Raw genomic sequence first — 26845 nt, forward strand, 5'->3', positions numbered from 1 at the left:
CNCGCCCCGGGCGTACCGAGCACACGTCACGCGCTACTTGTCGATGTCGCCGACCACGAAGAAGAACGACCCGAGGATCGCGACCATGTCGGCGACGAGCGTCCCCGGGAGCAGTTCCGTCAGTGCCTGGATGTTGTTGAACGAGGCTGAGCGGAGCTTGAGCCGGTACGGCGTCTTCTCCCCCTTGGAGACCAGGTAGTAGCCGTTCAGCCCGAGCGGGTTCTCCGTCCAGGCGTATGTCGCGCCCTCCGGCGCCTTCAGCACCTTCGGCAGCCGCTGGTTGACCGGCCCGGGGGGCAGGTCGGCGAGCCGGTCGAGGCAGGCGTCCGCCAGGTCGAGGGAGTTGTGCGCCTGCTCCAGCAGCACTTCGAAACGGGCGAGGCAGTCACCGTCGGTGCGCGTCACGACCTGGAGGGTGTCCTGCAGTTCTCCGTACGCCAGGTACGGCTCGTCGCGGCGGAGGTCGAAGTCCACGCCCGAGGCGCGTGCGATGGGTCCGCTGACCCCGTACGCCTGGACGGTCGCCGGGTCGAGGACGCCGACGCCGCGCGTGCGTCCGCGGAAGATCTCGTTCCCCGTCACCAGCCGGTCGAAGGTGTCCATCCGGGACCGTACGGCGGAGACCGCCTTCCTGGCGCGGTGCTGCCAGCCGGCCGGAAGGTCCTCCTTCAGGCCGCCGACGCGGTTGAACATGTAGTGCATCCGGCCGCCGGAGATCTCCTCCATCACGTGCTGCAGCTCCTCGCGTTCGCGGAACGCGTGGAAGACGGGCGTGATGCCGCCCAGTTCCAGCGGATAGGAGCCGAGGAACATCAAGTGGTTGAGGACGCGGTTGAGTTCGGCGAGGAGCGTGCGCGTCCAGACGGCGCGCTCCGGGACCTCCATGCCCAGCATGCGTTCGACGGCCAGGACCACGCCGAGTTCGCTGGAGAAGGCGGACAGCCAGTCGTGGCGGTTGGCGAGGACGATGATCTGCCGGTAGTCGCGGGCCTCGAAGAGCTTCTCCGCGCCCCGGTGCATGTAGCCGACGACCGGCTCGACCTCGCTGATCAGCTCGCCGTCCAGAACGAGCCGCAGCCGCAGCACTCCGTGCGTGGAGGGGTGCTGCGGGCCGATGTTGAGCACCATGTCGGAGCTCTCGGCGGCGCCGCCCACGCCGACCGTGGTCTGCTTCCCCGGCCCGGCCGGCGTCGCCCCGGTGCCCTCCGTCATCGTCCGCTGACTCATGGCCTCAGTCTCGCACCCGTACGGGCGGCGGCCTCCGGCGGCGGTGTATCTCCCGGGACCTGCCCAGCCGCCCGTGACCGGCCGTAGGGTGGCCGCATGACGAGGGGGACGGGCATGGCGGACGCCGGGCAGAGCACCGGAAGCCCGGGGAATGCCACGGGCGCGGCCGAACCGGACGGACGCTGGAACGGCGTCGAGCGTGCGCTGCTGCGGGTGCGCCGCCTCGTGCTGCTGTGCACGCTGCTGCCGCTCGCCGCCGTCACCGCGCTGCCGCTCTGGCTGACCGCCGGGCCGGCCTGGGCCGCGTTCGGGTTGTTGCCGCTCGCCGCCGTGGCATGGGGCTGGGGCGCGCTGGGGCGCAACTGGCGCTCGTGGCGGTACGTGGAGCGCGCCGACGACCTGCTCATCAGCCGCGGAGTGCTCTGGCGACAGCTGACGGTGGTGCCTTACGGGCGCATGCAGCTCGTCGAGGTCACCTCCGGACCCTTGGAGCGGCGTTACGGTCTCGCCCGCGTACAGCTGCACACCGCGGCCGCGACGACCGACGCCACGATTCCCGGCCTCGCACCGGACGAGGCGGAACGCCTGCGCGACAGGCTCACGGAACTCGGTGGCGCCAGGTCGGCGGGGCTGTGAGCCGGACGGTGGGTACGGAGCTGTGAGCGAGGCGCAGGGAGAGACCGCGGACCACGGTGGGGCCGCGCGGGAAGGCACCGCGGGAGCGGGGGCCTCCAGCACCGGCACCACCGGGAGCACCGTCACCGACCCCGGTGGGAGCCCTGGCACCGGCACGAGCCCCGACTCCGGCACGAGCCCCGACTCCGGCACGAGCCCCGGCACCGGGACGGCGCCGTCCGGCCGTCCGGAAGGCAAGCGGCTGCACCCGGTCACCCCGTGGCGACGTGCGTGGGCGCCGGTGGCCGGCCTGGTCGCCTTCTCCGCGCACGACTTCGAGCGCACCCGCGAGTGGTTCACACATCTCACGACGGGCTGGCTGATCGCCGCCTTCGCCGTGCTGCTGCCGGTCGCGGCGGCCTACGGGTTCTTCTCCTGGTGGTTCACCAGCTACCTGGTCACCGACACCGAGCTGCGCATCCGTACGGGCCTGGTCTTCCGCCGCACCGCCCACATCCGGCTGGACCGCGTGCAGGCCGTGGACGTGGGCAGGCCGCTGCTCGCCCGTGTGGCCGGAGTCGCCAAGCTCAAGCTGGACGTCGTGGGCACCGAGGCCAAGGACGAACTGGCCTTCCTCGGCGAGCGCGAGGCCGTCGCCCTGCGCGCCGAACTCCTCGCGCGCGCCGCCGGCATCGCTCCCGAAGCCGCCCCTGAGGCGGGTGAGGCCCCCTCCCGCGAGGTGCTGCGCGTCGGCACGCGCACGCTCGTCACGGGCCTGCTGCTCATGGGCACGGGCTGGGGCGCGCTCCTCGCCACGCTCCTCGTGCCCACCGTCGTCTACCTGGCCAGCGGCAGCGTCCTGGGGGCCCTCGCGGCTCTCGTCCCAGCCCTGGGCGGCGTCTGGGCGGCAACCGGCGGGCGCTTCCTCAAGGAGTACGACTGGACGGTGGCCGAGTCGCCGGACGGTCTCCGCCTCGACCACGGCCTGCTGGACCGGGAGCACGCCACCGTTCCGCCGGGACGGGTGCAGTCCGTACGGATCACCGAGCCGCTGCTGTGGCGGAGCCGCGGCTGGGTGCGCGTCGAACTGCAGATCGCCGGTGCGGGAAAGGACAAGGGCGGGGTGCTGATCCCGGTCGCACCGCGCGGGGAGGCGGCCGTCGTCCTGGCGCGTGTGCTGCCCGGCGTCGATCTCGCGGGCGCGGCCGGTGCCGCGGTCCCGGTGCCGCGCCGGGCACGCTGGTGCGCGCCGCTGCTGTGGCGGGGTTACGGGCACGGGGCGACCGACTCGGTCTTCGTCACCCGCAGCGGGCTGATCAGCCGCCGCGTCACGCTCGTCCCGCATGCGAAGGTGCAGAGCGTGCGCTTCGAGCAGGGGCCCTGGGAGCGCAGGATGCGCCTCGCGGACGTGGCCGTCGACCACGGTGCGAACGGCTGGACCGCCGCCCGGCTGCGGGACGTCGAGGAGGCGCGGGCCCTGGTGCACGCGCAGGCGGAGCGCTCCCGCACGGGCCGCCGGGAGGCAGGCCCGGAGCGCTGGATGACGGGTGGCGGCGGAGACGCACAGGCCCCTGCCTCCGAGTCCGCCGCGGGTTGCGAGGGCGCACCCGGCCCGGCGGCCGGTCGGCCGAAGGATCAGCCGAAGGGCGACGGGACGCCGCCGACGGGCTGAACCAGCCAGCTGAAGGCACCCAGACCGGCCCTGTCCGTGAGCTCCGCGGCCTCGCCGGCGGAGGCCAGCTGCCGTACGTACGCGGCCGGATCGCTCGATGCCAGCGAGAGCGGCGGGCGGGAGCCGTCGATCCCCAGGGTGTGGAGGGCGTCGCGCTGGGAACGCACCGCCGGCGGCGCGGAGCCCGCTGCGCTCGCGGAACCCGCGGAACCCGCGGAACCGCTTGAACCGCCGGAACCGCCCGCGACGTGCCCACCCTGCCGCGTCCCGGCGGCCCGCGCGCCCGCGGCAGCGCACGCGTCCATCGCGACGTGCGCGGTCAGGTCCCGGCTGCCGTCCGGTACGGGCCGGACCTCGCGGCCGTCGAGGTAGCCGGTGAGCGTGCCGAAGGGCGGGCGGGCCTCGCGGAAGTGCGCGTAGTCGACGGCGACGGCCAGACCGCGGTTGAGGGTGCGTACGGCCGCCGCCCACGCCGCGTCCCTCGGAGACCCGATCTCGGCGCGCGGGCCGCCCGGTCCCGCGTCGGCGGCCCCGCCGTCGTCGCCGTCGTCGCCGCCGGCTTCGGCGGTGCCGGGCACCGGACCGTCCGCCGAGCCGGACCCGGAACCGGCCGCGGCCTGCGGCCACCAGCGGTCGAGCCACTCGGCGTCGGGACCCCGCACCGGGTCGCCGAGCCGTTCCGCGCCGTCGGAGGGGCGTACGAGCACGGTCCGCGGCACACCGTCCGGGCCGGTCACGGCGATGTCGAGGGGCACGTTGTCCAGCCACTCGTTCGCGAAGAGCAGCCCGGTCCGCTCCCCGGGCGGGGGCAGCCGGTGCGACCAGACGATGCGCTCGTCCAGCCCGTCGGGACGGGGCGCGCGCTCCACCGCGTACGGGCGCACGCGCGCGGAGACATCCGCGGGCAGCGCCTCCAGAACGCCGGTGAGCAGCTCACCGCGGCCCGCACCCACGTCCAGCATGGCGAGTTCGCGGGGGTGGCCGAGCGCGTCGTCGACGTGGCGCAGCAGGCGGGCGACCGCGACCGCGAAGAGCGGTGAGGCGTGCACCGACGTACGGAAGTGGCCCGCGGGCGCCTCGCGCAGGAAGAAGCCGCCGGGACCGCCGCCGGAACCGCCGCCGGAGCCGCCGGGGGTCTGCCGGCCGCCACCGCCTTCATCCCAGCCCTCCGTCCCGTACAGCGCTCGCTCGGCGGCGGCCCGCCACGGCAGCCACGGCTCCCCGGTTCCGGAGTCCTCTTTGTTCACGCGGCCACGGTAGGCGAGCTGTCCGGACGGTCCTCCTCCACCTTGGGGAGTATGCGGGCGCTCAGGGATCGGCCCGCGGGCTGACCCCGGGACGTACGGGCCCTGAATACGCTGGGTTATGTGAACCGCATTTACGATTTCATCCGCCGGCACCCCACCTGGGTGGACAGCTGCTGGGCTGTCCTGCTGCTGATGATGTCGGCCGTGTGGCTCGTCTCGAGCGTGGAGAGCGACGGGGAAGGCCTGCCGCAGGGCCCCAAGGAGCAGATAGCCGCGGTTCCCATCGTCCTGGCGATGTGCACGGTGGTCGCACTGCGCCGCCGAGTGCCGGAGAAGATGCTGGTCCTGGCGACCGGCACGGGCGTGGCCCAGGTGATCACTCACGTCGACGTCGGCCCGAGCAACTTCGCCATGCTGGTGATCGTCTTCACCGTGGCCTCCCGGAACATCCGCTGGGCTTCGCGCTTCGCGCTGTGCGGCGCCCTCGTCGCCCCGACCATCGCCGAGCTGCGCTGGCGGAACGACAGCCAGTCGCTCACTGGCGCGATCCTCAGCGACGTCTTCATGACGGTCACGTTCGTCCTGGCCTGGGTGCTCGGCGACTCGCTGCGCACCCGGCGCGCCTACTACGCGCAGCTCGAAGAGCGAGCCACCCGGCTGGAGAAGGAGCGCGAGGCACAGACGAAGATCGCTGCCGCCGCCGAACGGGCCCGGATAGCACGGGAGTTGCACGACGTCGTCGCACACAACGTCTCGGTGATGGTGGTGCAGGCCGACGGCGCCGCCTACGTGCTCGACTCCGCGCCCGACCAGGCCAGGCAGGCTCTGACGACCATTTCCGGGACCGGCCGGCAGGCGCTCGCCGAGATGCGCCGCCTGCTCGGCGTGCTGCGAACGGGCGAGGGCGGCGGCGCCACGGGCGGCGCACCCGGCAGCAACGGACGCGAGGGCAGGGACGCCGTCGGCGAGTATCTGCCGCAGCCGGGCGTCGAGCAGCTCTCGGAGCTGATAGAGCAGGTCAGAGGAGCGGGGCTCATGGTCAGCTTCTCGATAGAGGGAACTCCGCGCCCGCTGCCCAGCAGCGTCGAGCTGACGGCGTACCGCGTGGTGCAGGAGGCGCTGACCAACACACGCAAGCACGGCGGCCCGGAGGTCGGCGCGACCGTCCGGCTCCGCTACGACGCCGACGAACTGTCGCTGCTCGCCGAGGACGACGGCCGTGGCGCGGAGCGCGGACTGTATGAGGACGGCGGCACCGACGGCCTCGGCCACGGACTCATCGGCATGCGGGAACGCGTCGGCATGGTCGGCGGCCGCCTGGAGACCGGGCCACGTCCCGGCGGCGGCTTCCGGATCAGCGCGGTCCTGCCGTTGAAGGCCGCGCACTGAACGAATCCGCCACGACCACACCGCCCCTGAAAGGGACCCCGATGACGATCCGCGTGATGCTCGTCGACGATCAGGTGTTGCTGCGCACCGGCTTCCGCATGGTGCTGACGGCCCAGCAGGACATGGAAGTCGTCGCCGAGGCGGGTGACGGCGCCGAGGCGCTGGCGGCGCTGCGTTCGACGGCGGTCGACGTCGTGCTGATGGATGTGCGGATGCCGAACGTCGACGGGGTCGAGGCCACCCGGCGCATCTGCACCGGCGGCGAGGGCGGCCCCGGATCGCCGAAGGTGCTGATCCTCACGACCTTCGACCTCGACGAGTACGCCTTCTCCGCGCTCAAGGCCGGTGCGAGCGGCTTCATGCTCAAGGACGTCCCGCCCGCGGATCTGCTGGCCGCCATCCGTGCCGTGCACAGCGGGGACGCGGTCGTCGCACCGAGCACCACGCGGCGCCTCATCGACCGGTTCTCGACGGTGCTGCCGGCCACCACGCCGGAACCCCTCTCGCACGGGCTGCAGCGGCTGACCGACCGGGAGCGCGAGGTGCTGACGTTCGTCGCTCAAGGGCTCTCGAACGGTGAGATCGCCGCCGAACTGGTCCTCTCCGAGGCCACGGTGAAGACCCATGTGGGCCGCATCCTCGCCAAGCTCGAACTGCGCGACCGTGTGCAGGCCGTCGTACTCGCATACGAGACGAGGCTGGTCAGGGCGGGCGGCGGCTCATCCCGGTAACCGGCCGCCCCGCCCACCGCGTTCACTCGGCTACGGGCCCGCTGTCCCGTCCGGCCCCCGTCTCCGTTCCCTGACCGCTCGCCGTTCCCCGCGCGGCGTCCAGGAAGCCCAGGAACGCCCCGACGGCCGCCCGTACGTCCTCTGCGGACCACGACAGCCCCGGCCCGGCAACCGTGACCTCGTGCATCGACATGCCCGGCGGCGCACCGGCCGGCTCGGTCCAGCGTCTGAAGAGCAGCGTGCCGGTCTCCTCCGCCTGCCTTGCGCCCGCGTCCGTCAACTCCCGTGCGCCGTACGGCAGCCAGACCTGGAACTGGTGAGTGTGCGGCACGCGCGGCCACACCAGCCACCACGGCACGCCGGAGGCCGCCAGCGACTCGTGCAGCGCCTGAGCGACGAGGGCGGCGTGCGCCACGTACTCGGGCAGGCGCGGCAGTTCACGGTCCAGCCCCACCAGTGCGGCCAGCGCGGCGGGCCACTGCTGGAAGAGGGCGCCGCCGTAGCGGTGACGCCATGCCGCGGCCTCCTGCACGACCGCCGACGGTCCGGCCAGCGCCGCTCCGGACAGGCCGCCGAGGGACTTGTAGAAGCTGACGTAGACGGTGTCGGCGAGTGAGGCGATCTCCGGGAGCGAGCGGCCGAAATGCGTGGCGCACTCCCAGAGCCGGGCACCGTCGAAGTGCACCACCGCGTCGCGGTCTCGTGCCGCGGTGACGGTGTCCGTCAGCTCCTCCCAGGACGGAAGCACGAACCCGGCCTCGCGCAGGGGAAGTTCGAGCGCGAGGCTGCCGAACGGCTCGGCCACGTCCCGTACTTCGGCGGCCGTCGGCAGCCGTGGCGCCTCCGTGGGATGGACGACTCTCAGCCCGGCGAGCTGCCGCAGGGCGTCTCGTTCCCATCGCACCGGATGCGCCATCGGATGGAGGGCCACGATGTCGTTGCCCGTACGCCCCGCCCAGCAGCGCAGCGCGGCCTGCTGGGCCATCGTCCCGGTGGGGAAGAAGGCGGCGGCCTCCGTGCCGAGGGCGGCGGCCGTACGGCGCTCCAGTTCACCGACTATCCCGTCCTCATTGCCGTACTGGTCGGTCCAGTCGGTGAGGTCGTACGCCCCGGTGCCCTCCCCGGCCAGCCGCGCCAGCCGTTCCCCGATGGGTTCGCGGCCGGGGACGGGTGCGAGCCTGCGCCCGGCACCGTTCCAGGCGCGCAGCAGCCGCGCCCGTTCCTCCTGCTCCGACTCGGTCATGGCGGGCATCCTCGCCGTCGGCGCCGCATACCGCCAGAGTGCCTCTCGGGCCCTGAAATGGGCGTACGCCCCGTCTGCCCTGGCGCCCGCCGCGAAGGAATAGCATGGCCGCAGGACGTCCGGTACCCGGGGAGGACCGGAACGGATTACGGAAGGCCGCAAAGCCGTGAACGATCAGCATCCAGCCCAGCCCCCGGACGCCCCCGGCCCGGGCGGAGGCAGCCACGTACGGGCGGCGGACCGGCCCGCACGCCTCTCCGTCGGCATCGTCGGCACGGGCCGGGTCGGCCCCGCGCTCGGCGCCGCGCTGCGTCAGGCCGGGCACCGTCCGGTCGCCGCGTCAGGCGTCTCGGAGGCCTCGCGGCGGCGCGCCGCGGAGCTGCTGCCCGGCGTGCCGCTCGTCGACCCGTCCCAGGTTCTGGCCGGCGCCGACCTGGTGCTGCTCACCGTGCCGGACGACGTGCTGCCGGAGCTGATCGCCGGGCTCGCCGCGACCGGCGCCGTACGTCAAGGGCAGCTCATCGCCCACACCTCCGGCCGGTACGGGACGGGCGTACTCGAACCGGCCCTGCGCGCGGGGGCGTTGCCGCTCGCGCTGCATCCGGTCATGACGTTCACCGGGACGCCCGTGGACGTACAGCGCCTGGCGGGCTGCTCGTTCGGCGTGACCGCTCCGGAGGAGCTGAGGCTGGCAGCTCAGGCACTCGTCATCGAGATGGGCGGCGAACCCGAGTGGATCGCCGAAGAGGCGCGTCCGCTCTACCACGCGGCGCTGGCGATCGGCGCGAACCACCTCGTCACCCTCGTCGGGCAGTCCATGGACCTGCTGCGGGAATCCGGTGTCGAGGCACCGGAGAAGATGCTCGGGCCGCTGCTCGGGGCCGCGCTCGACAACAGCCTGCGCTCCGGCGACGCCGCTCTGACCGGTCCGGTGGCGCGGGGGGACGCGGGGACCGTCTCCGTGCACCTCGCCGAACTCGCCGAGCACGCGCCGCGGATGGTCGCCAGCTATCTCGCGATGGCACGCGCCACCGCGGACCGCGCAATCGACCACGGTCTCCTCAAGCCCGAACTCGCCGAGGAACTCCTCGACGTCCTGTCCGAAGGGGGCCGGAGCCGATGAAGGGCACGGCAGGGAACGCACGGGCCGCCGCGTCGCCGGGCACGGCGGACAGCGCGCGGGCCGCCGCCCCGGCGGAGGCACCGGCCAACGGCGGCACCGGAACTCGCCGACAGGGCATACGACTTGTCCGCACCTCCGCCGAACTGCGGGCCACGGCGGCCGGGTTCGGCAATGACGCGCCCGCACGACGGGCCGTCGTCATGACGATGGGCGCGCTGCACGCCGGGCACGCATCGCTCGTCCGGACCGCCCGTGAGCGTGTCGGACCCTCCGGGCAGGTCGTCGTCACTGTCTTCGTCAACCCGCTCCAGTTCGGCCCGTCCGAGGACCTGGACCGCTATCCCCGCACGCTCGACGCCGACCTGGCCCTGGCCGAAGAGGCAGGCGCGGACGTGGTGTTCGCGCCGTCCGTCGAGGAGGTCTACCCCGAGAGCGCAGGCTCCGGCGCAGGTACCGGCTCCGGCTCCGGCTCGGGCTCCGGCACCGCCGGGCCGCAGGTTCGCATCGCGGCCGGCCCGATGGGCGAGCGCTTCGAAGGGGCGTACAGGCCGGGGCACTTCGACGGCGTGCTCACCGTGGTCGCGAAGCTGCTGCATCTCACGGCGCCGGACGTCTCGCTGTACGGGCAGAAGGACGCCCAGCAACTCGCCCTGATCCGGCGGATGGTGACGGATCTCAACTTCCCCGTGGAGATCGTGGGCGTGCCGACGGTCCGCGAGTCCGACGGCATGGCCCTCTCCAGCCGCAACCGGTACCTCTCGCCCGGCGAGCGGGAGAGCGCCCTCGCCCTGTCCCGGGCGTTGTTCGCCGCGAGGGACGCCCTGCCGGACGGCGTGGACGCCGCACTGGCCGCGGCGCGTACGGTCCTGGACGCCGCCGCCCGGCACGAACCGCCCCTGAACGTGGACTACCTGGCCCTGATCGACCCCGCCGACTTCACCGAACTCACCGGGCGCGCGGGGGAGTCCGGAGCCGCCGAGCAGCCCGGCGAGGCGGTGCTGGCCGTCGCCGCCCGCGTCGGCGGCACCCGGCTCATCGACAACATCCCGCTCGCGCTCGGGGCGCACCGATGACGGGGCGTACGGAGGACACGCGGCCCGGCGCGAGCACGCAGCCGACGCCGGGCCCGCGGCCCAGGCCGGACACGCAGGACACACCAGGTACGCAGCACGCGCAGGCCGCGGAGCGGCGCGCGTCCGCAGGCGGCAGCGCCCCGCTTCGCGCCCCCGCCCCCGGCTGGCGCATCGACGCGGACGTCGTGGTCGTCGGTTCAGGCGTCGCCGGTCTGACCGCCGCGCTCCGCTGCGACGCCGCCGGTCTCCGTACGGTCGTCGTCACCAAGGCGCGGCTCGACGACGGCTCCACCCGCTGGGCCCAGGGCGGCATCGCCGCCGCGCTCGGCGAAGGCGACAGCCCCGGTCAGCACCTCGACGACACTCTCGTCGCCGGCGCGGGTCTCTGCGACGAGGAGGCCGTTCGTACGCTCGTGACCGAAGGCCCGGACGCCGTACGGCGTCTCGTGGAGACCGGAGCCCGGTTCGACGCCGATCCCGGCACCGGCGAGATCGAGCTGACCCGCGAGGGCGGCCACCACCGGCGCCGCATCGCGCACGCGGGCGGCGACGCCACCGGAGCGGAGATCTCCCGCGCGCTGCTCGCCGCCGTACGGGACGGGCACGCGGGCGGCGTACCGGACGGGCACGCGGCAGGCGGCCTCCGTACCGTCGAGAACGCGCTCGTCCTCGACCTGCTCAAGACACCGGACGGCGCGGCGGCGGGCGTCACGCTGCACGTCATGGGCGAGGGGCAGCACGACGGCGTCGGGGCCGTGCACGCGCCCGCTGTCGTACTCGCGACCGGCGGCATGGGCCAGATCTTCTCCGCGACCACCAATCCACCGGTCTCCACGGGCGACGGCGTCGCGCTCGCGCTGCGCGCCGGCGCCGAGGTCAGCGACCTGGAGTTCGTGCAGTTCCATCCGACGGCGCTCTATCTCGGTGCCGGCGCGGAGGGCCAGCAGCCGCTGATCTCGGAGGCGGTGCGCGGCGAGGGAGCCCATCTCGTGGACGCCGACGGCGTCCGCTTCATGGCCGGTGCGCACGAGCTGGCCGAGCTGGCCCCGCGCGACATCGTCGCCAAGGCGATCATGCGGCGGGCCGCCGAGGCGGGCGCGGAACCGGGCACGGAGCACATGTACCTCGACGCCCGGCACTTCGGCGCCGCCATGTGGGAGTCCCGCTTCCCCACGATCCTCGCGGCCTGCCGCAGCCACGGCATCGACCCCGTCACCGAGGTCGTTCCCGTGGCACCGGCCGCCCACTACGCCAGCGGCGGCGTACGCACCGATCTGCACGGCCGTACGACGGTGCCGGGTCTCTACGCGTGCGGCGAAGTCGCCTGCACAGGTGTGCACGGCGCGAACCGGCTGGCGTCCAACAGCCTGCTGGAGGGCCTCGTCTTCGCGGAACGGATCGCGGAGGCGATAGCCCGGGCAGCCGGCCGCGGACCCCGCAGCGGTGACCCCGCCGAACCGGGAGCACCTGGCGGACGGGCAGCACCCGGCGGACGGGGAACACCCGGCGACCGGGGTGACCCCGTCACGTCCCCGTCTCCCGTACCGGCCGCCGGACCCGTCCCCGTACCGGTCCCCGACCCCGGCGCCGCACCCCTGCTTCCCGCTGAGGCACGAGCCGTCATCCAGCGGGTCATGACGGGCGGCGCGGGCGTCCTCCGCTCCGCGGCGAGCCTCGCCGAGGCGGCCGCCCGGCTCGACGCGCTTCCCGCGGACACGGCGCACAAGCCCGCCGATCCCGGTGTGGAGACCTGGGAGACGGCCAACCTGCATCTCGTCGCCCGCGTCCTCGTCGCCGCCGCACTGCGCCGCGAGGAGACCCGCGGCTGCCACTGGCGCGAGGACCACCCCGCACGCGACGACGGCTCCTGGCGTCGCCACCTCGTCGTCGGCCTGCACGGGGCGGGCCGTAGTCTCGACGTCCGTACGACTCCGACGACAGCGTTCCCGCCGACCGTGCTCCCGGACGTCCTCCCGGAGCTTCGTGACGCTCCGGCCCGCCCCGAGGCTCCTCAGGCCGGCCCGCCACCACACACCCCTACGGAGAAGCCGTGACCAGCCCCTTTCCGGACTCCCCGGAGGAGCGCCGCCCCCAGCCCGTCGACGTGCCCCTGCTCCAGATCGGCGGGCCCGCCTCGGCCCTGACGCCGCAGCCGGGCGGCGGCTGCGGCGACTCGTGCGGCTGCGGAAGCGCCGGAGCGGACGGGGAGGGCGGACCCGGCGCCGGCTGGGACCTGGACCCGCTGGACTGCGGCCTCGACCCGGAGCTCGCGCAGCTTCTGGCGGAGGCCGGACTGGACCCCGTACAGGTCGAGGACATCGCACACCTCGCGATCGAGGAGGACCTCGACCACGGCGTCGACGTCACGACCGTCGCGACCATTCCCGAACACGCGGTCTCCTCCGGGGACTTCACCGCCCGGGAGGAGGGGACCGTCGCCGGGCTGCACATCGCCGAGGCAGTCCTCTCCGTGGTCTGCACCGATGAGTTCGAGGTGGAGCGCCACGTACAGGACGGGGACCGCGTCGAAGCCGGCCAGCGGCTGCTGACCGTACGCACGCGCACGCGGGACCTGCTCACCGCCGAACGCAGTGCCCTCAACCTGCTGTGCCGCCTCTCCGGCGTCGCCACCGTCACCCGCCGCTGGGCGGACGAGCTCTCGCGCGCCGCCACCGCCGCGAACGCCGGCACCCACGCGGAGACGCGGGTGCGCGACACCCGTAAGACGACGCCCGGCCTGCGCGCCCTGGAGAAGTACGCGGTGCGCTGCGGCGGCGGAAGCAACCACCGCTTCTCCCTCTCCGACGCCGCGCTCATCAAGGACAACCACGTCGTCGCGGCGGGCGGCGTGGCCGAGGCGTTCAGACTCGTACGGGCAGAGTTCCCCGACGTACCCGTCGAGGTCGAGGTCGACCGCCTCGACCAGATCGAGCCGGTGCTCGCCGAGGGGGCCGATCTGATCCTGCTCGACAACTTCACGCCCGACGAGACGGCCGCCGCCGTCGGCCTCGTCGCGGGCCGCGCCCAGCTGGAGTCCTCCGGGCGCCTGACCCTGGAGAACGCCGCGGACTACGCCGCGACCGGCGTCGACTTCCTCGCCGTCGGCGCCCTGACCCACTCCTCCCCGATCCTCGACATCGGCCTGGACCTCCACGACCCCGAGGACACCGACGACACGGACGGCACCGACGACAGGGACGGCACAGCCGGCGCGGCCGGCTCCGGCGAGCACCGCGAAGGGGCGGATGACTGATGCTGCTGACCATCGACGTCGGGAACACCCACACCGTCCTCGGCCTCTTCGACGGCGAAGACATCATCGAGCACTGGCGCATCTCCACCGACGCCCGCCGCACGGCCGACGAACTGGCCGTGCTCCTCCAGGGCCTGATGGGCATGCACCCCCTGCTCGGCGAGGAGCTCGGCGACCGCGTCGAGGGCATCGCCATCTGCTCGACCGTCCCCTCCGTGCTCCACGAGCTGCGCGAGGTGACCCGCCGCTACTACGGCGACATCCCCGCGGTCCTCGTCGAGCCGGGCGTGAAGACGGGCGTGCCGATCCTCATGGACAACCCCAAGGAGGTCGGCGCCGACCGCATCATCAACGCACTCGCCGCGGTCGAGCTGTACGGCGGCCCCTGCGTCGTCGTCGACTTCGGCACCGCCACCACCTTCGACGCGGTCTCCGCGCGCGGGGAGTACGTGGGCGGCGTCATCGCCCCCGGCATCGAGATCTCCGTCGACGCACTCGGCGTACGCGGCGCACAGCTGCGCAAGATCGAGCTGGCCCGCCCGCGCAGCGTCATCGGCAAGAACACCGTCGAGGCCATGCAGTCCGGCATCCTCTACGGGTTCGCCGGCCAGGTGGACGGCGTCGTCGACCGCATCGCACGCGAGCTCACCGACGACCCGGACGACGTGACGGTCATCGCCACCGGCGGTCTGGCGCCCATGGTGCTCGGCGAGGCCTCGGCGATCGACGAGCACGAGCCGTGGCTGACACTGATCGGTCTCCGTCTCGTCTACGAACGCAACGTCAGCCGTCCGTGACGCCGGCCCCACGCACGTGACGCCAGCCGTGCGCACGTGACCCAGCCGTACGCAGGCCGCACGGGCGCGCTGCCCGTCCGCCGGGCCCCAGGCTGCCCCACGGCCGCTCGCAGGCGCCGCAAGGCCCTGCCGTAGGCTGGAGGCCTGCTGCAGAGGGAGGCACGAAAGCCATGGACTACATCGCGGCACTGACCCCGCCGGTCGTGATGGCGGTCGCATTCACCGCTCTCATCGTGACGATCGTGAAGAGCCAGGGTGGCGCGAACAAGGCCAAGGAAGACGCTGCCGTGGACGCCGCCTTCGCCCGCGCGGAGAGCGTGCGCCAGAAGAAAGACAGCTGATCCGAGCTCTCCCCTGCGGTATTCGGGACATCTCCGACTATTATTCACGGCGTGCCTCGGCCATTGGGAGAGTTGGAAGACACCGTCATGACGCGTGTATGGCGGTGGAACCGTCCGGTGACGGTGCGGGAAGTCCTCGAGGATCTGCGGGACGACCGGTCCATCGCGTACACGACGGTCATGACCGTAATGGACAACCTCCATCAGAAGGGCTGGCTGCGGAGAGGCCAAGAAGGCCGTGCCTATCGATATGAGCCGGTCTCGACGCGTGCCGCGTACTCGGCCGCACTGATGAACGAAGCCTGGGCGTCGAGTGACAACGCGGCCGCGGCTCTCGTGGAGTTCTTCGGCCGGATGACCCCGGAACAGCTCGATGCCGTCCGCGATGCGTTGCGCGTCGTACAGCTGAACGATGTGCACGTCGATGCTCCCGAGAGAGCGCCCCGCGAGAGTCACTAGCCGCCGAACGCCACGCAGGGAAACCGAAGGCGTGAGCCGGCAGATCCCCGCCGAACTCGCGGAACCCCCGAAGCCGCAGAACAGGTGCCCGGAACGGAACGCGCAGCGGAACCCGTAGCGGAACGCTCGGCGGAAGGGCGCTGTGAACGCCCTGCAGAAGGCGCACGGAAGACCCGCGGAAGCCCGGCCGGAACGCTGCCGGAACGTCATGGACCCGGAGAGCAGTGGCTTCGGCGAGGGCGATAGCGTCCGTTCATGGCGTCAGCATCCCCTTCCGTATCAGAAGTCACCGTTCGCCGTGCACGGACGGCAGATGTGCGCGCCGTGCGCCGCCTCATCGATGCCTACTCGCGCGACCGCATCCTGCTCGACAAAGCCACGGTCACCCTTTACGAGGACATTCAGGAGTTCTGGGTCGCGGAACGCGATCACGACGCCGAGGTGGTCGCCTGCGGTGCCCTGCATGTGATGTGGGAGGACCTCGCCGAGGTCAGGACGCTCGCGGTCGACCCCGCGCTCAAGGGCACGGGCGTGGGCCATCTCCTGCTGGAGAAGCTGCTGAACACCGCACGCTGGCTGGGTGTGCGGCGCATTTTCTGTCTCACCTTCGAAGTCGACTTCTTCGTCAGGCACGGCTTCACCGAGATCGGCGAGACGCCGGTCGACGGCGATGTCTACAGCGAACTGCTGCGTTCCTTTGACGAGGGAGTCGCGGAGTTCCTCGGTCTCGAACGAGTGAAGCCGAACACCTTGGGCAACAGCCGCATGCTTCTGCATCTCTGAGTGACGGCACCGTGACCGCGCCGCGCCACTCGACCGAGGGATGAGGGAGTCGCTTTGTCCGAAAGATCCCGCCAATCCCGCCGGTGGACCGGACAAACTCAACCGAGGGTTTGTGTTTCTCCCCGAAAAGCGGTTTGCTTTCTTCGTCAGTATCAGTAATCGAGTTATCGATGACGAATGGGAGTATGCGGTGGCGCAGAAGGTTCAGGTTCTTCTGGTCGACGACCTCGAGGGCGGCGAGGCCGACGAGACCGTGACGTTCGCTCTGGACGGTAAGTCCTACGAGATCGACCTCTCCACCTCTAATGCGGACAAGCTCCGTACGGTGCTCGAGCCCTATGTGAAGGGTGGCCGCCGCACCGGTGGCCGTTCGGCGCGCGGAAAGGGCCGCGCCTCCGGCGGCGGCAGCAGTCAGGACACCGCGAAGATCCGCGCGTGGGCCAAGGATCAGGGTTACGAGGTCAACGACCGCGGCCGCGTTCCGGCCAATATCCGAGAGGCTTACGAGAAGGCCAACGGCTGATCCCGGGACTTATGTGCGGTGCTTCGCAGCCGCGCCCGGTGGCATTCCGTCGCCGCCGCGCTGACCAGCCGTACGAGATCTACGCGATCCGCCTCAAGCCCCGGCTCGGGAGGCCGCAGCCAAACGGCGGCCTCCCGGGGGTCGTAGGGGGCGCGGCCCGCCAGGCCCAGCTCGATGCCGCCCCATTCGAGCCACTCCAGCAGTCCCGGTAATTCCTCCGCGCTGCCTTCCGGCACGAGCAGCTGGACGCATCCGCTCTCGTGGTCGTAGGCGACCGGCCCCGTACGCACGCCGGGGCGCCGCAGCAGCGCCAGCCCGGCCTCCGCGGTCAGCACCAGCGCGTCGTACCCCCGCGCGCACTCCGGTGCCGCCGGCGGCGTCCGCGGCCGGGAAGTCGCGAAGTTCACGGCGTTCACTCCTGGAGCAACTGACGAACCCCCTTCTGGTTACGTGGTGTTGATTCCCGACTACACTTGTGCACTCCGCTGAGTGTCCGGCCGTGCGCACTGCGTGACGATCGCAGAGCCGCCGGGTGCAAGGCTGTTCGCCCACAGCGGATGCGTTGAGCCGACTCCGACAAGCCCGGCATGGAGTGTCAGTACGAGCGGGTAAGAAGGTTCTGAGGTCGGTACCGGCCTGCTTCAGGCCGGTCAGCAGCACAAAGACCTGGTTACACGGGGGTGTGAAGGACGATGCCGGCGAACCGTGAGCGTTTCGGCCAAGGGCCGTTCGCCGTGGGCGTAGTGAATCAGGGTGGATACGCCTGGCCTGCGGGAACATCGTCTCGCACCATCGGGTTGGAACTGTTGTCGGCTGTTCGGGGAAGGAGGCCCGACTGTGCTTCCCTCGGGAGCGTGGCCGGCCGTCGGCGCAGCCGGGCCGGAGTCGGCAGATGGAATGAGCGGTCCCCGCTCGCGGGACTAAGCTGCGGAAGGACAGAGAGGGGAGCGTCCCCTTCCTGCCTGACCGCTCTGAGGAGCGATTAACGATGTTCGAGAGGTTCACCGACCGCGCGCGGCGGGTTGTCGTCCTGGCTCAGGAAGAAGCCCGGATGCTCAACCACAACTACATCGGCACCGAGCACATCCTCCTGGGCCTGATCCACGAGGGTGAGGGTGTCGCCGCTAAGGCACTGGAGAGCCTCGGGATTTCGCTCGAGGCGGTCCGTCAGCAGGTGGAGGAGATCATCGGCCAGGGCCAGCAGGCGCCCTCGGGCCACATCCCCTTCACGCCCCGTGCGAAGAAGGTCCTGGAGCTGTCGCTCCGCGAGGCCCTTCAGCTCGGCCACAATTACATCGGTACGGAGCACATCCTGCTCGGCCTGATCCGCGAGGGCGAGGGCGTCGCCGCCCAGGTCCTCGTGAAGCTGGGCGCCGATCTGAACCGGGTGCGGCAGCAGGTCATCCAGCTGCTCTCCGGTTACTCCGGCGGCAAGGAGGCGGCCACCGCAGGCGGCCCCGCCGAGGGCACGCCCTCGACCTCCCTCGTCCTGGACCAGTTCGGCCGCAACCTCACGCAGGCCGCCCGCGAATCCAAGCTCGACCCGGTCATCGGGCGCGAGAAGGAGATCGAGCGGGTCATGCAGGTGCTCTCGCGCCGCACGAAGAACAACCCGGTGCTCATCGGCGAGCCCGGCGTCGGCAAGACGGCCGTCGTCGAGGGCCTGGCCCAGGCGATCGTCAAGGGCGAGGTGCCCGAGACCCTCAAGGACAAGCACCTCTACACCCTGGACCTGGGCGCCCTGGTCGCCGGCTCCCGCTACCGCGGTGACTTCGAGGAGCGCCTGAAGAAGGTGCTCAAGGAGATCCGCACCCGCGGCGACATCATCCTGTTCATCGACGAGCTGCACACGCTGGTCGGTGCGGGCGCCGCCGAGGGCGCGATCGACGCGGCGAGCATCCTCAAGCCGATGCTGGCCCGCGGCGAGCTGCAGACCATCGGTGCCACGACGCTCGACGAGTACCGCAAGCACCTGGAGAAGGACGCGGCCCTGGAGCGCCGTTTCCAGCCCATCCAGGTCGCCGAGCCGTCGCTGCCGCACACGATCGAGATCCTCAAGGGCCTGCGCGACCGGTACGAGGCGCACCACCGCGTCTCCATCACCGACGCCGCCCTGGTCGGCGCGGCCACGCTCGCCGACCGCTACATCTCCGACCGCTTCCTGCCGGACAAGGCGATCGACCTGATCGACGAGGCCGGCTCCCGGATGCGTATCCGCCGCATGACCGCGCCGCCGGACCTGCGCGAGTTCGACGAGAAGATCGCGAACGTCCGCCGTGACAAGGAGTCCGCGATCGACTCGCAGGACTTCGAGAAGGCGGCCTCTCTCCGTGACACGGAGAAGCAGCTGCTGGCGCAGAAGGCCAAGCGGGAGAAGGAGTGGAAGGCCGGCGACATGGACGTCGTCGCCGAGGTGGACGAGGAGCTGATCGCGGAGGTCCTGGCCACGGCCACGGGCATCCCCGTCTTCAAGCTCACCGAGGAGGAGTCCTCGCGTCTGCTGCGCATGGAGGACGAGCTGCACAAGCGCGTCATCGGGCAGGAGGACGCCATCAAGGCGCTCTCCCAGGCGATCCGGCGTACGCGTGCCGGGCTGAAGGACCCGAAGCGTCCCGGCGGTTCGTTCATCTTCGCGGGCCCGTCCGGCGTCGGTAAGACGGAGCTGTCCAAGACGCTCGCCGAGTTCCTCTTCGGTGACGAGGAGGCGCTGATCTCCCTCGACATGTCGGAGTTCAGCGAGAAGCACACCGTCTCCCGGCTGTTCGGCTCGCCTCCCGGATACGTGGGGTACGAAGAGGGCGGTCAGCTGACCGAGAAGGTCCGCCGCAAGCCGTTCTCCGTGGTCCTCTTCGACGAGGTGGAGAAGGCGCACGCGGACATCTTCAACTCCCTGCTGCAGATCCTGGAGGACGGCCGTCTGACCGACTCCCAGGGCCGGGTCGTGGACTTCAAGAACACGGTCATCATCATGACGACCAACCTCGGCACCAGGGACATCTCCAAGGGCTTCAACCTGGGCTTCGCCGGCCAGGGTGACGTCAGCGCCGGGTACGACCGGATGAAGGCCAAGGTCAACGACGAGCTGAAGCAGCACTTCCGCCCGGAGTTCCTCAACCGTGTCGACGACACGGTGGTCTTCCACCAGCTCACCCGCGACGACATCATCCGCATCGTCGACCTGATGCTCACGATGGTGGACGAGCGGCTCAAGGACCGCGACATGGGCCTGGAGCTGAGCACCGACGCCAAGGAGCTGCTCGCGAAGCGGGGTTACGACCCGGTGATGGGCGCCCGGCCGCTGCGCCGGACGATCCAGCGCGAGATCGAGGACCAGCTGTCCGAGAAGATCCTCTTCGGCGATCTGCGTCCGGGCCACATCGTGGTCGTGGACACCGAGGGGGAGACCGACGAGGACAAGAAGTTCACCTTCCGCGGTGAGGAGAAGGCCGCACTGCCGGACGCACCTCCGGTGGAGTCCGCCGCGGGCGGCGGCCCCAACCTCTCCAAGGAGGCGTGAGCCGCCGGCCCCAGGGCTGACCGACAGCGAGAAGTCCCCCGTCACCTCAGGGCGGGGGACTTCTCGCTGTTCACGCGGGGTGTTCGAGGACGCGTACGCCGTCGGGCACGCCCGTGACGGGAGGCAGACGCGGGTCGACGCGGAGCGTCGTCAGCGACGGGAACGAGCTCAGCCATCCCATCTTCATGCCGGCGCCCAGGTCGTAGGCGATCCACAGATGCGTGAGCCGGTCGGACACCAGCCCGTCCACGAGCTCGCCCGGTGTGAACCGGCCGACGATCTTCACCCGCTCCCTGCCGCCCAGCTTCCCGAGGACGTTCAACTCGGCCCGGTCGGCGACCGGGAAGAAGAGCCCCTCGGGGTCGAGATGAGCGATGACCTCGGCGGCGTACCGTTCGGTCTCGAAGTTGCGCCATCCGCGGGCGAGTTCGGTCCGCACCTTCAGCGACTTGCGGTTCCGCATCCGGGCCAGGTAGTCGACCGCCGCATCGTCCTCGATGCGTGTCACGGTGAGGGCCAGACGGTACGCCTTGTCGTCCGGGACCTTCGCCGGGTCGGGGATCATCTCCAGCACGATCGGGCCCACCCAGCCCAGCCCGCGGGCTCCGCGGTCGTCCGTCGGAGAGACCATGTTCTGCGTCTCGCGGCGTACGCGCGCGTGGGTCTCCGGGTCCAGCTCCGTGACGTACTCCAGGCAGGCCGCCGCCAGCAGCCGTCGCCGCTTGCGCTTCATGCCCAGCGCGCCGGGGGCGAGCAGCCCTTGGAGCAGCGTCGCGCACTCGCCCGGGCGGGCGTGCGCGACCGCCATGCGGAACACTTCCTCCCACTCCGGTTCGTGCGCGTGCTCCAGCAGCAGATCGAGGTTGCCACGCTCGACGGCTTCCTTCGCGGCGAGATGGTCCTGGACCGTGCGGTGCACGAACTCCACCGACCTGTCGGCCTGTTCACGCAGCAGCCCGGTGCGCTCCAGCAGATGGTCGAAGATCTCTCCGGGAGCGCCCTGCCTAGCGACCTTGGGGATGGCCGGGAGGTGGTGTTCGATCTCGCCGAGCGCACTCGCGTGATCGAGCACGGTGCGCTTGTCGGTCAGCATGCGGTAGGCGAGTTTCCGCAGCAGGGTCTCGCGGGGTGCCCTCGGCAGGTCGATCGTGTCCGCGTGCACCTGCCGTTCGTGATCACGCCGCTCCAGCAGCATCTTCATCGCGGCGTCGTACAGCTCCCTGCGGCCCTTGGGCAGTGACCCTGACCTGTCCCGGTTCAGGGCGCAGATCAGGCCGCACATCAGCGGGTTGGTCGCGAGTACGCGCAGCTCACGGAAGAGCGGGATGGACCGCAGCAGCATGTCCTTGTATTCGTTCAGCCTCGCGTGGTCCTTGCCCTCGTCCGTGCGGGCAGCGGTGTGCCATGCCGTGACGAAGGCGGAGACCTGGTCGCGGTTCATGGGGGCGAGGGTGACTTCTGTGAAGCCGTCCTCGGCCAGCCAGTCGGCGTCCACCGCCGGCGGACGGGAGGTGACGAGGCAGAGGTTGCCCGAGTACCTGCGCAGCAGCGGGCGCAACTCGACGTGAACGGCCTCGCGTTGGGGCTCGGGCGCCTCGTCGATGCCGTCGACGAGAAGCAGCCCGCGCTCCGCGGCGAGTACGCGCGTGACCCAGCCCTCGGGTGCCTCCGCGGCGAGCGGATGGTTCACGGCCGCCAGGAACTCCTCCGGCGACGGGAAGCCCTCGTCGGCGAAGTGGCGTACGGGCAGCACGAAGGGAATGCGGCCATGGAGCGTCTGCAGTTCCTCCGGGAGCGCGGACCGGGCCGTGGAGACGGCCAGCCACTGTACGAGAGTGGTCTTGCCGGAGCCGGCCACTCCACGCAACAGCACTCGCTTGTGCCGCGCCAGTGCCCGGTCAGCGGTCATGACCGGGGTGGCGCTGCCGGAACCGGCGGGGCCGTCTCCGGGGCCGGCTCCGGTCCCGTCACCGTTTCCTCCCGGCCCTGCCTCCGCCCCTCCTTCTGCTTCTCCGTCCCCTCCCGCGCCCTCCTCCACGTGGCCGCCTCCGCTCTCGCCGCCGGCCTCGGCGTCCTCTCCGTCCGCGGCGGCGTCGTCCGCTTCACCGCCGGAGCTGAACTCCGCGGAGAGGTTGAGGTAGGTCGCGTCCAGCGACCAGTGGTCGGGAGCGTCGGGGTTGGGCAGATCGATGCCGTAGATGGTGACGCGGTTGTACTGCTCGGCGACGGACCGCAGATACCGCTCCTCGAACTCGGCGTCCTCAGGGGCGGACCGGGACACACGGGCGGCCAGTGCCTCCGTGTCGTCGAGCTCCACGAGATCGCGGATGTGGTGACACCGTTCGGGAAGCCGTCCGGCGAGCCCGGGGGAGCGCTGGATCAGCAGGCGGAGGAAGTGGAGACAGACGGCCGCCAGTAACTCGTCGTAGAACCATGCGGCTTCGGAGGACAGTTCACGGTCGGCACCCGGTACGGCGGCGCGCAACCGCACCGCGAAGGCGGGCGGCCCCAGCTGTACGGCCTCGGTGTCGGTGGTGTCCAGGTCGCCCACGACCCACAGCGAACGAGCGAGGACAGCAGCCACCCCGGCCTCCTCGCCCTCCGGCAGCCGCTGCCCGGCCGTCCCCAGCCCCAGACGGACCAACTCGTCCGCCGACGCGGACACTTCGTCCCAGCCGAGCGTGGGCTCCTCTCCCCGGAAGGAGACCAGACGGGCCAGGAGCCGCCCGGTGCCGGAGACCGGAACGGCGGCGGCGACGGAAGCCGGAACGAGGAGAGGACCGATGAGCGGTTCGACGGCGTAGGAGGCGAGGCGTACGGCGGGTTGTTCCATGAGCTGGAGGACTCCCGGCTTGGCTGCTTCGTCGGTGGTGGGTGGTGGGCGGTGGGTGGTGGTGGTCGGCGGCCGACGTGCTGAGGCGGCGTATCGGCGTCGGCGAAGGCGGAGTGTGCGTCAGATCACGCTGCTGCTCAGCCTATTGGGGAGGGACGCCGCTCGGCCACGGGGAACGGGCCTCAGGGGCGCGGGCGTGGCAGCACCGTTACACCGACGGGCCGGCCATGGCCCCACGGACGGCCTGGGCGGCCGAACTCCCTTGCGCCGGGGCGAGGTTGAGCCCGCCCAGGAGATTCCCGACGGCGGTTCAGTCCGCTCCCCGCCGCCCTTCGGGTCGGTCTTCGGCCTGGTCCGCCGACCGGGCTTCCGCCCAGCGCTCCGCCCACGTCTGGAGAGGTGTGAGCGCCCCGATGAGGTCATGGGCGAGCGGCGTGAGCCCGTGGGCCCTGGCCTCGTCCTGTTCCAGAAGCCCGGCGGTCCGCATCTCGCGGAGGCGCCTGTTGAGCACAGTGGGCGAGATGTCGTCGCACTGCTGCTGGAGGGCCCGGAAGCCCACGGCGCCGTGCCGCAGCTCCCACAGGATCCGCAGTGTCCAGCGCCTGCCCAGGAGATCGAACGCCGCCATGATCGGGCGCCCGGTCCGCGAGCCGCGTACCCGCCTGCCCGGCAGAGGCTCCTCCGCGTCCCGCTCCGCGTCGTCACTCATGGTCCGCGTCCCTCCCGCACTTCTTGCGCTACAGAAATAGTAGCGTGCAGAGTGTGTGCTACAGAAAACGTAGCGAAGGAGCCGTGTGATGGACGCCCACGAGAACACCGCAGGGAGCGCGTCCGCCCCCGAGGACGGCCCGGGGCCGGTGCGCAGGACACCGGCCCCGTCCGGCGCCGTACCGAGGATGACGCTGCCCGGACCCCCGTACGACGAGCCCACGGAACGGCTGCTGGCAAAGCTGATGCCGCCCGGCACGAGCCTCGAACCGCTGATGCTCTTCCGGCTGCTCGCCGTCCACCGGGACCTGGCCGAACGCATCCACCCGATGGCTTCCGGCCTGCTCAACAAGGGCCTGCTGCCTGACCGCGACCGGGAAGTCGTGATCAGCCGGATCACCGCCCGCGCCGGCGCCGAGTACGAGTGGGGCGTGCACGCGGTGTTCTTCGGTCCGGCGGTCGGCCTCGGCCAGGACACCCTCGACGCACTCGTCACGGAGGAGGCCGCCTCCTCCGCCTTCGACGAACGGACCGGACTGCTGGTCACCGCGGTCGACGAACTCTTCGACGAGGCCACGGTCAGCGGCGGCACCTGGAACCGGCTGCGAGAGATCTACGACGACGCCCGCCTGGTGGAGCTGCTGCTTCTGGCCGGCTGGTACCGCACGCTCTCCACCCTCATCACCTCGGCGGCCCTGCCCCTGGAACCGTGGGCCGTACGCTTTCCCACCGCCGCGTCCCGCTGAGCTCGCCCCCCGCCCTCCCCGCGGCGCGTCAGCCGGCGACCGAGAGGTCGCTTTCCCGCACAACTGTCAGGCGGGAAGGGAGAGTTGCCGTGTACCGGGGCGTGGTCTCCGGGACGACGAGCGTGTGCAGACGGGGAAAGGCCGACAGCCACTCCTCCCCGTCGCGACGCGCGTAGCCGTCCCGCAGCCACAGATGCGTCAGCCTGGCGGGGTCGAGGTGCTCGATGAGCTGGTCCGGGTGGTAGCTGCCGACGATCTGGACGCGTGCCCGGCCGCCCATGGCACGCAGCGCACGCAGATGATCCGTGTGGTGCGCGGTGAAGTACAGGTCCGTCTCGTCGAGATGGGCGATGATCTCGCGCGCGTACTCGTCGGTGTCGAAGCGGTGCCACGCCCACACCAGCTGCCGCCGCAGACCGAGCGAGGAGTGGCCGCGGAAGCGCGCGAGCACCGGAAGCGCGGCGTCGGTGCCCGTACGGGACGCGGCCACCACCGCGCACGTGGCCTCGGCGTCCGTGAGCCCCTCCGGCCCGGGCAGCAGCCCCAGCAGCATCGGGCCTCCGATGTCGGCCACATGACGCGCCGCCACCATGCTGCGGGGCGGGAAGAGCGGCGACGTCCTCGCCGTGACCTCCTCGCGCACCTGCGGAGGCAGGTCGGTCGCGTGCTCCAGGCAGGCCGCGGCGAGCAGCAAGTTCCGTACGCCGCCGGGCTGTTCGCCGTCGGCCTCGCCCGCTGCCCCCGTCCGGTGCGGCACCTGGGCGACGAGCCCGCGCAGCAGCCGCGCGCGGTCCATGGGCCGGGCGTACGCGACGGCCATCCGGATCACGTCTTCCCACTGGTCCTTGTGCGCGTTGTCCAGCAGCAGCGGGAAGTCGCCCTCCTCGACGGCGGCCTTTGCGCCCAGTGCGTCCTGGAAGGTGCGGTGGACGAAGTCGACCCGGCCCTCCGCCGGTTCGCGCAGCACACCCGAGCGGTCGAGAAGGTGTCTGTAGACCTCCCGCGGCGTGGCCTCGACGGCCGCCGTCCGCGGAAGCGAACGGGCGAGCTGCGCGACGGCGTCCTCCTCCTCCATCTCCGAGCGGCCGTTGCGGATCATCCAGTGCGCCAGCCGCTGCAGCAGCTGGATCTGCGTTTCCCTCGTCAGGCGCAGCCCGGCGGGTACGGGGACGGAACGCGCACGGTCGCGGCCCTCCAACAGCATGGAGAGCGCCGCGTCGTAGAGATCCCGGCGGCCGTACGGGAGCGTCCCGCGCCGCTCGCGGTTGAGAGCACACAGCAGGCCGCACATCAGCGGGTTGACGGCGAGACGCCCCAGGTCGGGGTTGGTGCGTACCGCTGTGACAAGGCCCGCCGCCAGCTCCGGTTCGGCCTCGGCGGCGCTGTGCCAGCGGTTGATGAACGCGGCCACGTCGTAGCGCGACATCGGTGAGAGGGACAGCTCGGTGAAGCCCTCCCCGGCCAGCCAGTTCTCCGGCACGGCCGACGGACGTGACGTCACCAGCCAGAGATTTCCCGGGTAGTCGCCCGCCAGCTCCCGCAGCCACCGTCGCGTCTCCGCCCGCCGCCCGGCCGGGATCTCGTCGATCCCGTCGATCAGGAGCAGCGCACGGCCCGCCGCCAGCACCCGCGAGGCCCAGCCGTCCGGTTGCTCCCCCGCGAGGTTGCTGCGTACGGCGTGCAGGAACCGGTCGGGGGCCGGCAGTCCGCCGGCGGCGATCCTTCGCAGTGGCAATACGAAGGGGACGCGGCCCAGCAGGTGCGTCATCTGCTCGTCGTAGGTCTGACGGGCGGCGGTCACCGCCAGCCACTGCATCAGCGTGGTCTTGCCGGAACCGGCGCCCCCGCGCAGCAGCACCCGGGGGTGAGCGGCCAGGACGCGGTCGGCCGTCACCGGCGCCGCCGCAGGGAGCTGTTCTCCCGGGCCTTCGCTTCCCTGCGTGCCCTGGCCGTACGGGCCTTCCTGCCGGTCCTGCCGGTCCTGGCCGTCCTGCCCCCGCTGCCCGTCCGGCGTGTCCTGCGTGGCTTCCAGTGGGATGTACGCGGCGTCGAGGCGCCACTCGCGGGCGAGGCCCGCACGACCGGCATGGCCTGCCTGGACCGATTCGAGGCCGTAGATGGTCAGTTCGCCGTGCCTGCGTGCGATGTGCTCCGCGTACCGCTGCTCGAAGCGGGCGTCCTCCGCCGAGCGCGCGGGAACGCGTTCGAGCAGGAGGTCGGCGGCGCTGATGAGCCGGTCGAGCTGCTGCGTCTGCTCGGTCAGGGTGCGCGGGATGAACGTCGAGCGGCGGCTGAAGAAGTCGAGGATGTGCAGACAGGCCGTGTTGAGCAGGGGACGGAAGTACGCCTCCGCGTCGGCCGAGAGGGTCCGCGGCCCGTCCAGCCGCCGCGCCAGTCCCTCCGGTCCGAGGCGTACGGCCTGCACGTCGTCCATGTCCAGATCGCCGAGGCTGTGCAGCGCGGTCGCCAGCGCGTCGGCAAGCTCACGCCTGGTCCCGGTGCCCGGTCCCTCCCGCTGCCCGTACGCCTGAGCGGCACGCTCGGTCAACTCCCCGGCCAGCTTGC

General features: G+C 71.7%; 22 protein-coding genes. 15 read left to right on the forward strand and 7 right to left on the reverse strand.

The window, feature by feature from the left end; genetic code table 11:
• Positions 1 to 33 precede the first annotated feature (33 nt).
• A complete protein-coding gene (locus tag AN215_RS14310) occupies positions 34 to 1212 on the reverse strand; it encodes an NADH-quinone oxidoreductase subunit D (RefSeq protein WP_070009450.1) in 1179 nt (392 codons plus the stop codon).
• Between the two features lie 111 nt (positions 1213 to 1323).
• Here AN215_RS14310 and AN215_RS14315 point away from each other — a divergent pair, with 111 nt between their 5' ends.
• Positions 1324 to 1863, forward strand: coding sequence for a PH domain-containing protein (locus tag AN215_RS14315; protein WP_079122971.1), 540 nt, complete (start codon positions 1324 to 1326; stop codon positions 1861 to 1863).
• Positions 1864 to 1885: 22 nt separating this feature from the next.
• Positions 1886 to 3514, forward strand: a complete 1629-nt coding sequence (locus AN215_RS14320) for a PH domain-containing protein (protein ID WP_079122972.1) — start codon at positions 1886 to 1888, stop codon at positions 3512 to 3514.
• Here AN215_RS14320 and AN215_RS14325 read toward each other — a convergent pair.
• A complete protein-coding gene (locus AN215_RS14325) occupies positions 3478 to 4761 on the reverse strand; it encodes an SAM-dependent methyltransferase (RefSeq protein WP_070009453.1) in 1284 nt (427 codons plus the stop codon). The genes AN215_RS14320 and AN215_RS14325 overlap by 37 nt on opposite strands.
• 120 nt (positions 4762 to 4881) lie before the next feature.
• On the opposite strand from AN215_RS14325, the gene AN215_RS14330 reads away from it, so the two are divergent.
• Complete coding sequence (locus tag AN215_RS14330; protein WP_070009454.1) at positions 4882 to 6150, forward strand: sensor histidine kinase; 1269 nt, start codon at positions 4882 to 4884, stop codon at positions 6148 to 6150.
• A 41-nt stretch (positions 6151 to 6191) separates the two neighbouring features.
• Positions 6192 to 6881, forward strand: coding sequence for a response regulator (locus AN215_RS14335; protein WP_070009455.1), 690 nt, complete (start codon positions 6192 to 6194; stop codon positions 6879 to 6881).
• A gap of 22 nt (positions 6882 to 6903) precedes the next feature.
• Here the strand turns inward: AN215_RS14335 and AN215_RS14340 are convergent, their stop codons facing one another.
• Complete coding sequence (locus tag AN215_RS14340) at positions 6904 to 8124, reverse strand: threonine aldolase family protein (RefSeq protein WP_070009456.1); 1221 nt, start codon at positions 8122 to 8124, stop codon at positions 6904 to 6906.
• Positions 8125 to 8389: 265 nt separating this feature from the next.
• Between AN215_RS14340 and AN215_RS14345 the strand changes: the two genes are divergently transcribed.
• The 9 genes from AN215_RS14345 to AN215_RS14380 all read left to right on the forward strand — a co-directional run bounded on the left by AN215_RS14345 (position 8390) and on the right by AN215_RS14380 (position 16476).
• A complete protein-coding gene (locus AN215_RS14345) occupies positions 8390 to 9247 on the forward strand; it encodes a Rossmann-like and DUF2520 domain-containing protein (RefSeq protein WP_245694480.1) in 858 nt (285 codons plus the stop codon).
• Entirely contained in the window at positions 9244 to 10320 is a 1077-nt protein-coding gene (gene panC / locus AN215_RS14350) for a pantoate--beta-alanine ligase (RefSeq protein ID WP_079122974.1), read from the forward strand. The genes AN215_RS14345 and panC overlap by 4 nt, the downstream gene beginning before the upstream one ends.
• Positions 10317 to 12374, forward strand: coding sequence for an L-aspartate oxidase (locus tag AN215_RS14355; RefSeq protein ID WP_079122975.1), 2058 nt, complete (start codon positions 10317 to 10319; stop codon positions 12372 to 12374). The genes panC and AN215_RS14355 overlap by 4 nt, the downstream gene beginning before the upstream one ends.
• A complete protein-coding gene (nadC, locus tag AN215_RS14360) occupies positions 12371 to 13573 on the forward strand; it encodes a carboxylating nicotinate-nucleotide diphosphorylase (RefSeq protein WP_079122976.1) in 1203 nt (400 codons plus the stop codon). The genes AN215_RS14355 and nadC overlap by 4 nt, the downstream gene beginning before the upstream one ends.
• On the forward strand, positions 13573 to 14370 hold the full coding sequence (locus tag AN215_RS14365; protein ID WP_070009458.1) for a type III pantothenate kinase: 798 nt from the start codon (positions 13573 to 13575) through the stop codon (positions 14368 to 14370). The genes nadC and AN215_RS14365 overlap by 1 nt, the downstream gene beginning before the upstream one ends.
• Before the next feature lie 170 nt (positions 14371 to 14540).
• A complete protein-coding gene (locus AN215_RS29860; protein ID WP_171904188.1) occupies positions 14541 to 14711 on the forward strand; it encodes a hypothetical protein in 171 nt (56 codons plus the stop codon).
• A 51-nt stretch (positions 14712 to 14762) separates the two neighbouring features.
• Complete coding sequence (locus AN215_RS14370; protein WP_070009459.1) at positions 14763 to 15170, forward strand: BlaI/MecI/CopY family transcriptional regulator; 408 nt, start codon at positions 14763 to 14765, stop codon at positions 15168 to 15170.
• Between the two features lie 255 nt (positions 15171 to 15425).
• Positions 15426 to 15953 (forward strand): amino-acid N-acetyltransferase, encoded by a 528-nt coding sequence (locus AN215_RS14375; RefSeq protein WP_070009460.1) that lies wholly within the window; start codon positions 15426 to 15428, stop codon positions 15951 to 15953.
• 190 nt (positions 15954 to 16143) lie between these two features.
• Complete coding sequence (locus AN215_RS14380) at positions 16144 to 16476, forward strand: histone-like nucleoid-structuring protein Lsr2 (protein WP_070009461.1); 333 nt, start codon at positions 16144 to 16146, stop codon at positions 16474 to 16476.
• Here the strand turns inward: AN215_RS14380 and AN215_RS14385 are convergent.
• The gene (locus AN215_RS14385; RefSeq protein WP_070009462.1) at positions 16455 to 16883 is read right to left on the reverse strand and encodes a hypothetical protein; all 429 of its coding nucleotides are present in this window, start codon (positions 16881 to 16883) and stop codon (positions 16455 to 16457) included. The two genes, AN215_RS14380 and AN215_RS14385, sit on opposite strands and share 22 nt — an antisense overlap.
• 581 nt (positions 16884 to 17464) lie before the next feature.
• Between AN215_RS14385 and AN215_RS14390 the strand changes: the two genes are divergently transcribed.
• Positions 17465 to 19993 carry an ATP-dependent Clp protease ATP-binding subunit gene (locus tag AN215_RS14390; protein WP_070009463.1) on the forward strand — a complete coding sequence of 843 codons (2529 nt, stop codon included), beginning with the start codon at positions 17465 to 17467 and terminating at the stop codon, positions 19991 to 19993.
• A 70-nt stretch (positions 19994 to 20063) separates the two neighbouring features.
• Here AN215_RS14390 and AN215_RS14395 read toward each other — a convergent pair whose 3' ends face one another.
• Entirely contained in the window at positions 20064 to 22826 is a 2763-nt protein-coding gene (locus AN215_RS14395; RefSeq protein ID WP_245694442.1) for an NACHT N-terminal Helical domain 1-containing protein, read from the reverse strand.
• A gap of 310 nt (positions 22827 to 23136) precedes the next feature.
• Entirely contained in the window at positions 23137 to 23535 is a 399-nt protein-coding gene (locus AN215_RS14400) for a winged helix-turn-helix transcriptional regulator (RefSeq protein WP_070009464.1), read from the reverse strand.
• Between the two features lie 88 nt (positions 23536 to 23623).
• On the opposite strand from AN215_RS14400, the gene AN215_RS14405 reads away from it, so the two are divergent.
• Positions 23624 to 24280 (forward strand): carboxymuconolactone decarboxylase family protein, encoded by a 657-nt coding sequence (locus AN215_RS14405; protein ID WP_216093804.1) that lies wholly within the window; start codon positions 23624 to 23626, stop codon positions 24278 to 24280.
• 28 nt (positions 24281 to 24308) lie between these two features.
• Here the strand turns inward: AN215_RS14405 and AN215_RS14410 are convergent.
• The coding region (locus AN215_RS14410) for an NACHT domain-containing protein (protein WP_245694444.1) at positions 24309 to 26845 on the reverse strand (2537 nt) is incomplete at its 5' end.

The sequence above is a fragment of the Streptomyces abyssalis genome (genome assembly GCF_001751365.1).
GTDB classification, from domain to species: domain Bacteria; phylum Actinomycetota; class Actinomycetes; order Streptomycetales; family Streptomycetaceae; genus Streptomyces; species Streptomyces abyssalis.

Excerpts from the sequence above, each read along its gene's own strand:
- AN215_RS14310 (WP_070009450.1), bottom strand. The coding sequence starts at position 1,212 with ATGACGGAGGGCACCGGGGCGACGCCGGCCGGGCCGGGGAAGCAGACC.
- AN215_RS14315 (WP_079122971.1), top strand. The coding sequence starts at position 1,324 with ATGACGAGGGGGACGGGCATGGCGGACGCCGGGCAGAGCACCGGAAGC.
- AN215_RS14335 (WP_070009455.1), top strand. The coding sequence starts at position 6,192 with ATGACGATCCGCGTGATGCTCGTCGACGATCAGGTGTTGCTGCGCACC.
- AN215_RS14340 (WP_070009456.1), bottom strand. The coding sequence starts at position 8,124 with ATGACCGAGTCGGAGCAGGAGGAACGGGCGCGGCTGCTGCGCGCCTGG.
- panC (WP_079122974.1), top strand. The coding sequence starts at position 9,244 with ATGAAGGGCACGGCAGGGAACGCACGGGCCGCCGCGTCGCCGGGCACG.
- AN215_RS14355 (WP_079122975.1), top strand. The coding sequence starts at position 10,317 with ATGACGGGGCGTACGGAGGACACGCGGCCCGGCGCGAGCACGCAGCCG.
- AN215_RS14365 (WP_070009458.1), top strand. The coding sequence starts at position 13,573 with ATGCTGCTGACCATCGACGTCGGGAACACCCACACCGTCCTCGGCCTC.
- AN215_RS29860 (WP_171904188.1), top strand. The coding sequence starts at position 14,541 with ATGGACTACATCGCGGCACTGACCCCGCCGGTCGTGATGGCGGTCGCA.
- AN215_RS14375 (WP_070009460.1), top strand. The coding sequence starts at position 15,426 with ATGGCGTCAGCATCCCCTTCCGTATCAGAAGTCACCGTTCGCCGTGCA.
- AN215_RS14390 (WP_070009463.1), top strand. The coding sequence starts at position 17,465 with ATGTTCGAGAGGTTCACCGACCGCGCGCGGCGGGTTGTCGTCCTGGCT.
- AN215_RS14395 (WP_245694442.1), bottom strand. The coding sequence starts at position 22,826 with ATGGAACAACCCGCCGTACGCCTCGCCTCCTACGCCGTCGAACCGCTC.
- AN215_RS14400 (WP_070009464.1), bottom strand. The coding sequence starts at position 23,535 with ATGAGTGACGACGCGGAGCGGGACGCGGAGGAGCCTCTGCCGGGCAGG.
- AN215_RS14405 (WP_216093804.1), top strand. The coding sequence starts at position 23,624 with ATGGACGCCCACGAGAACACCGCAGGGAGCGCGTCCGCCCCCGAGGAC.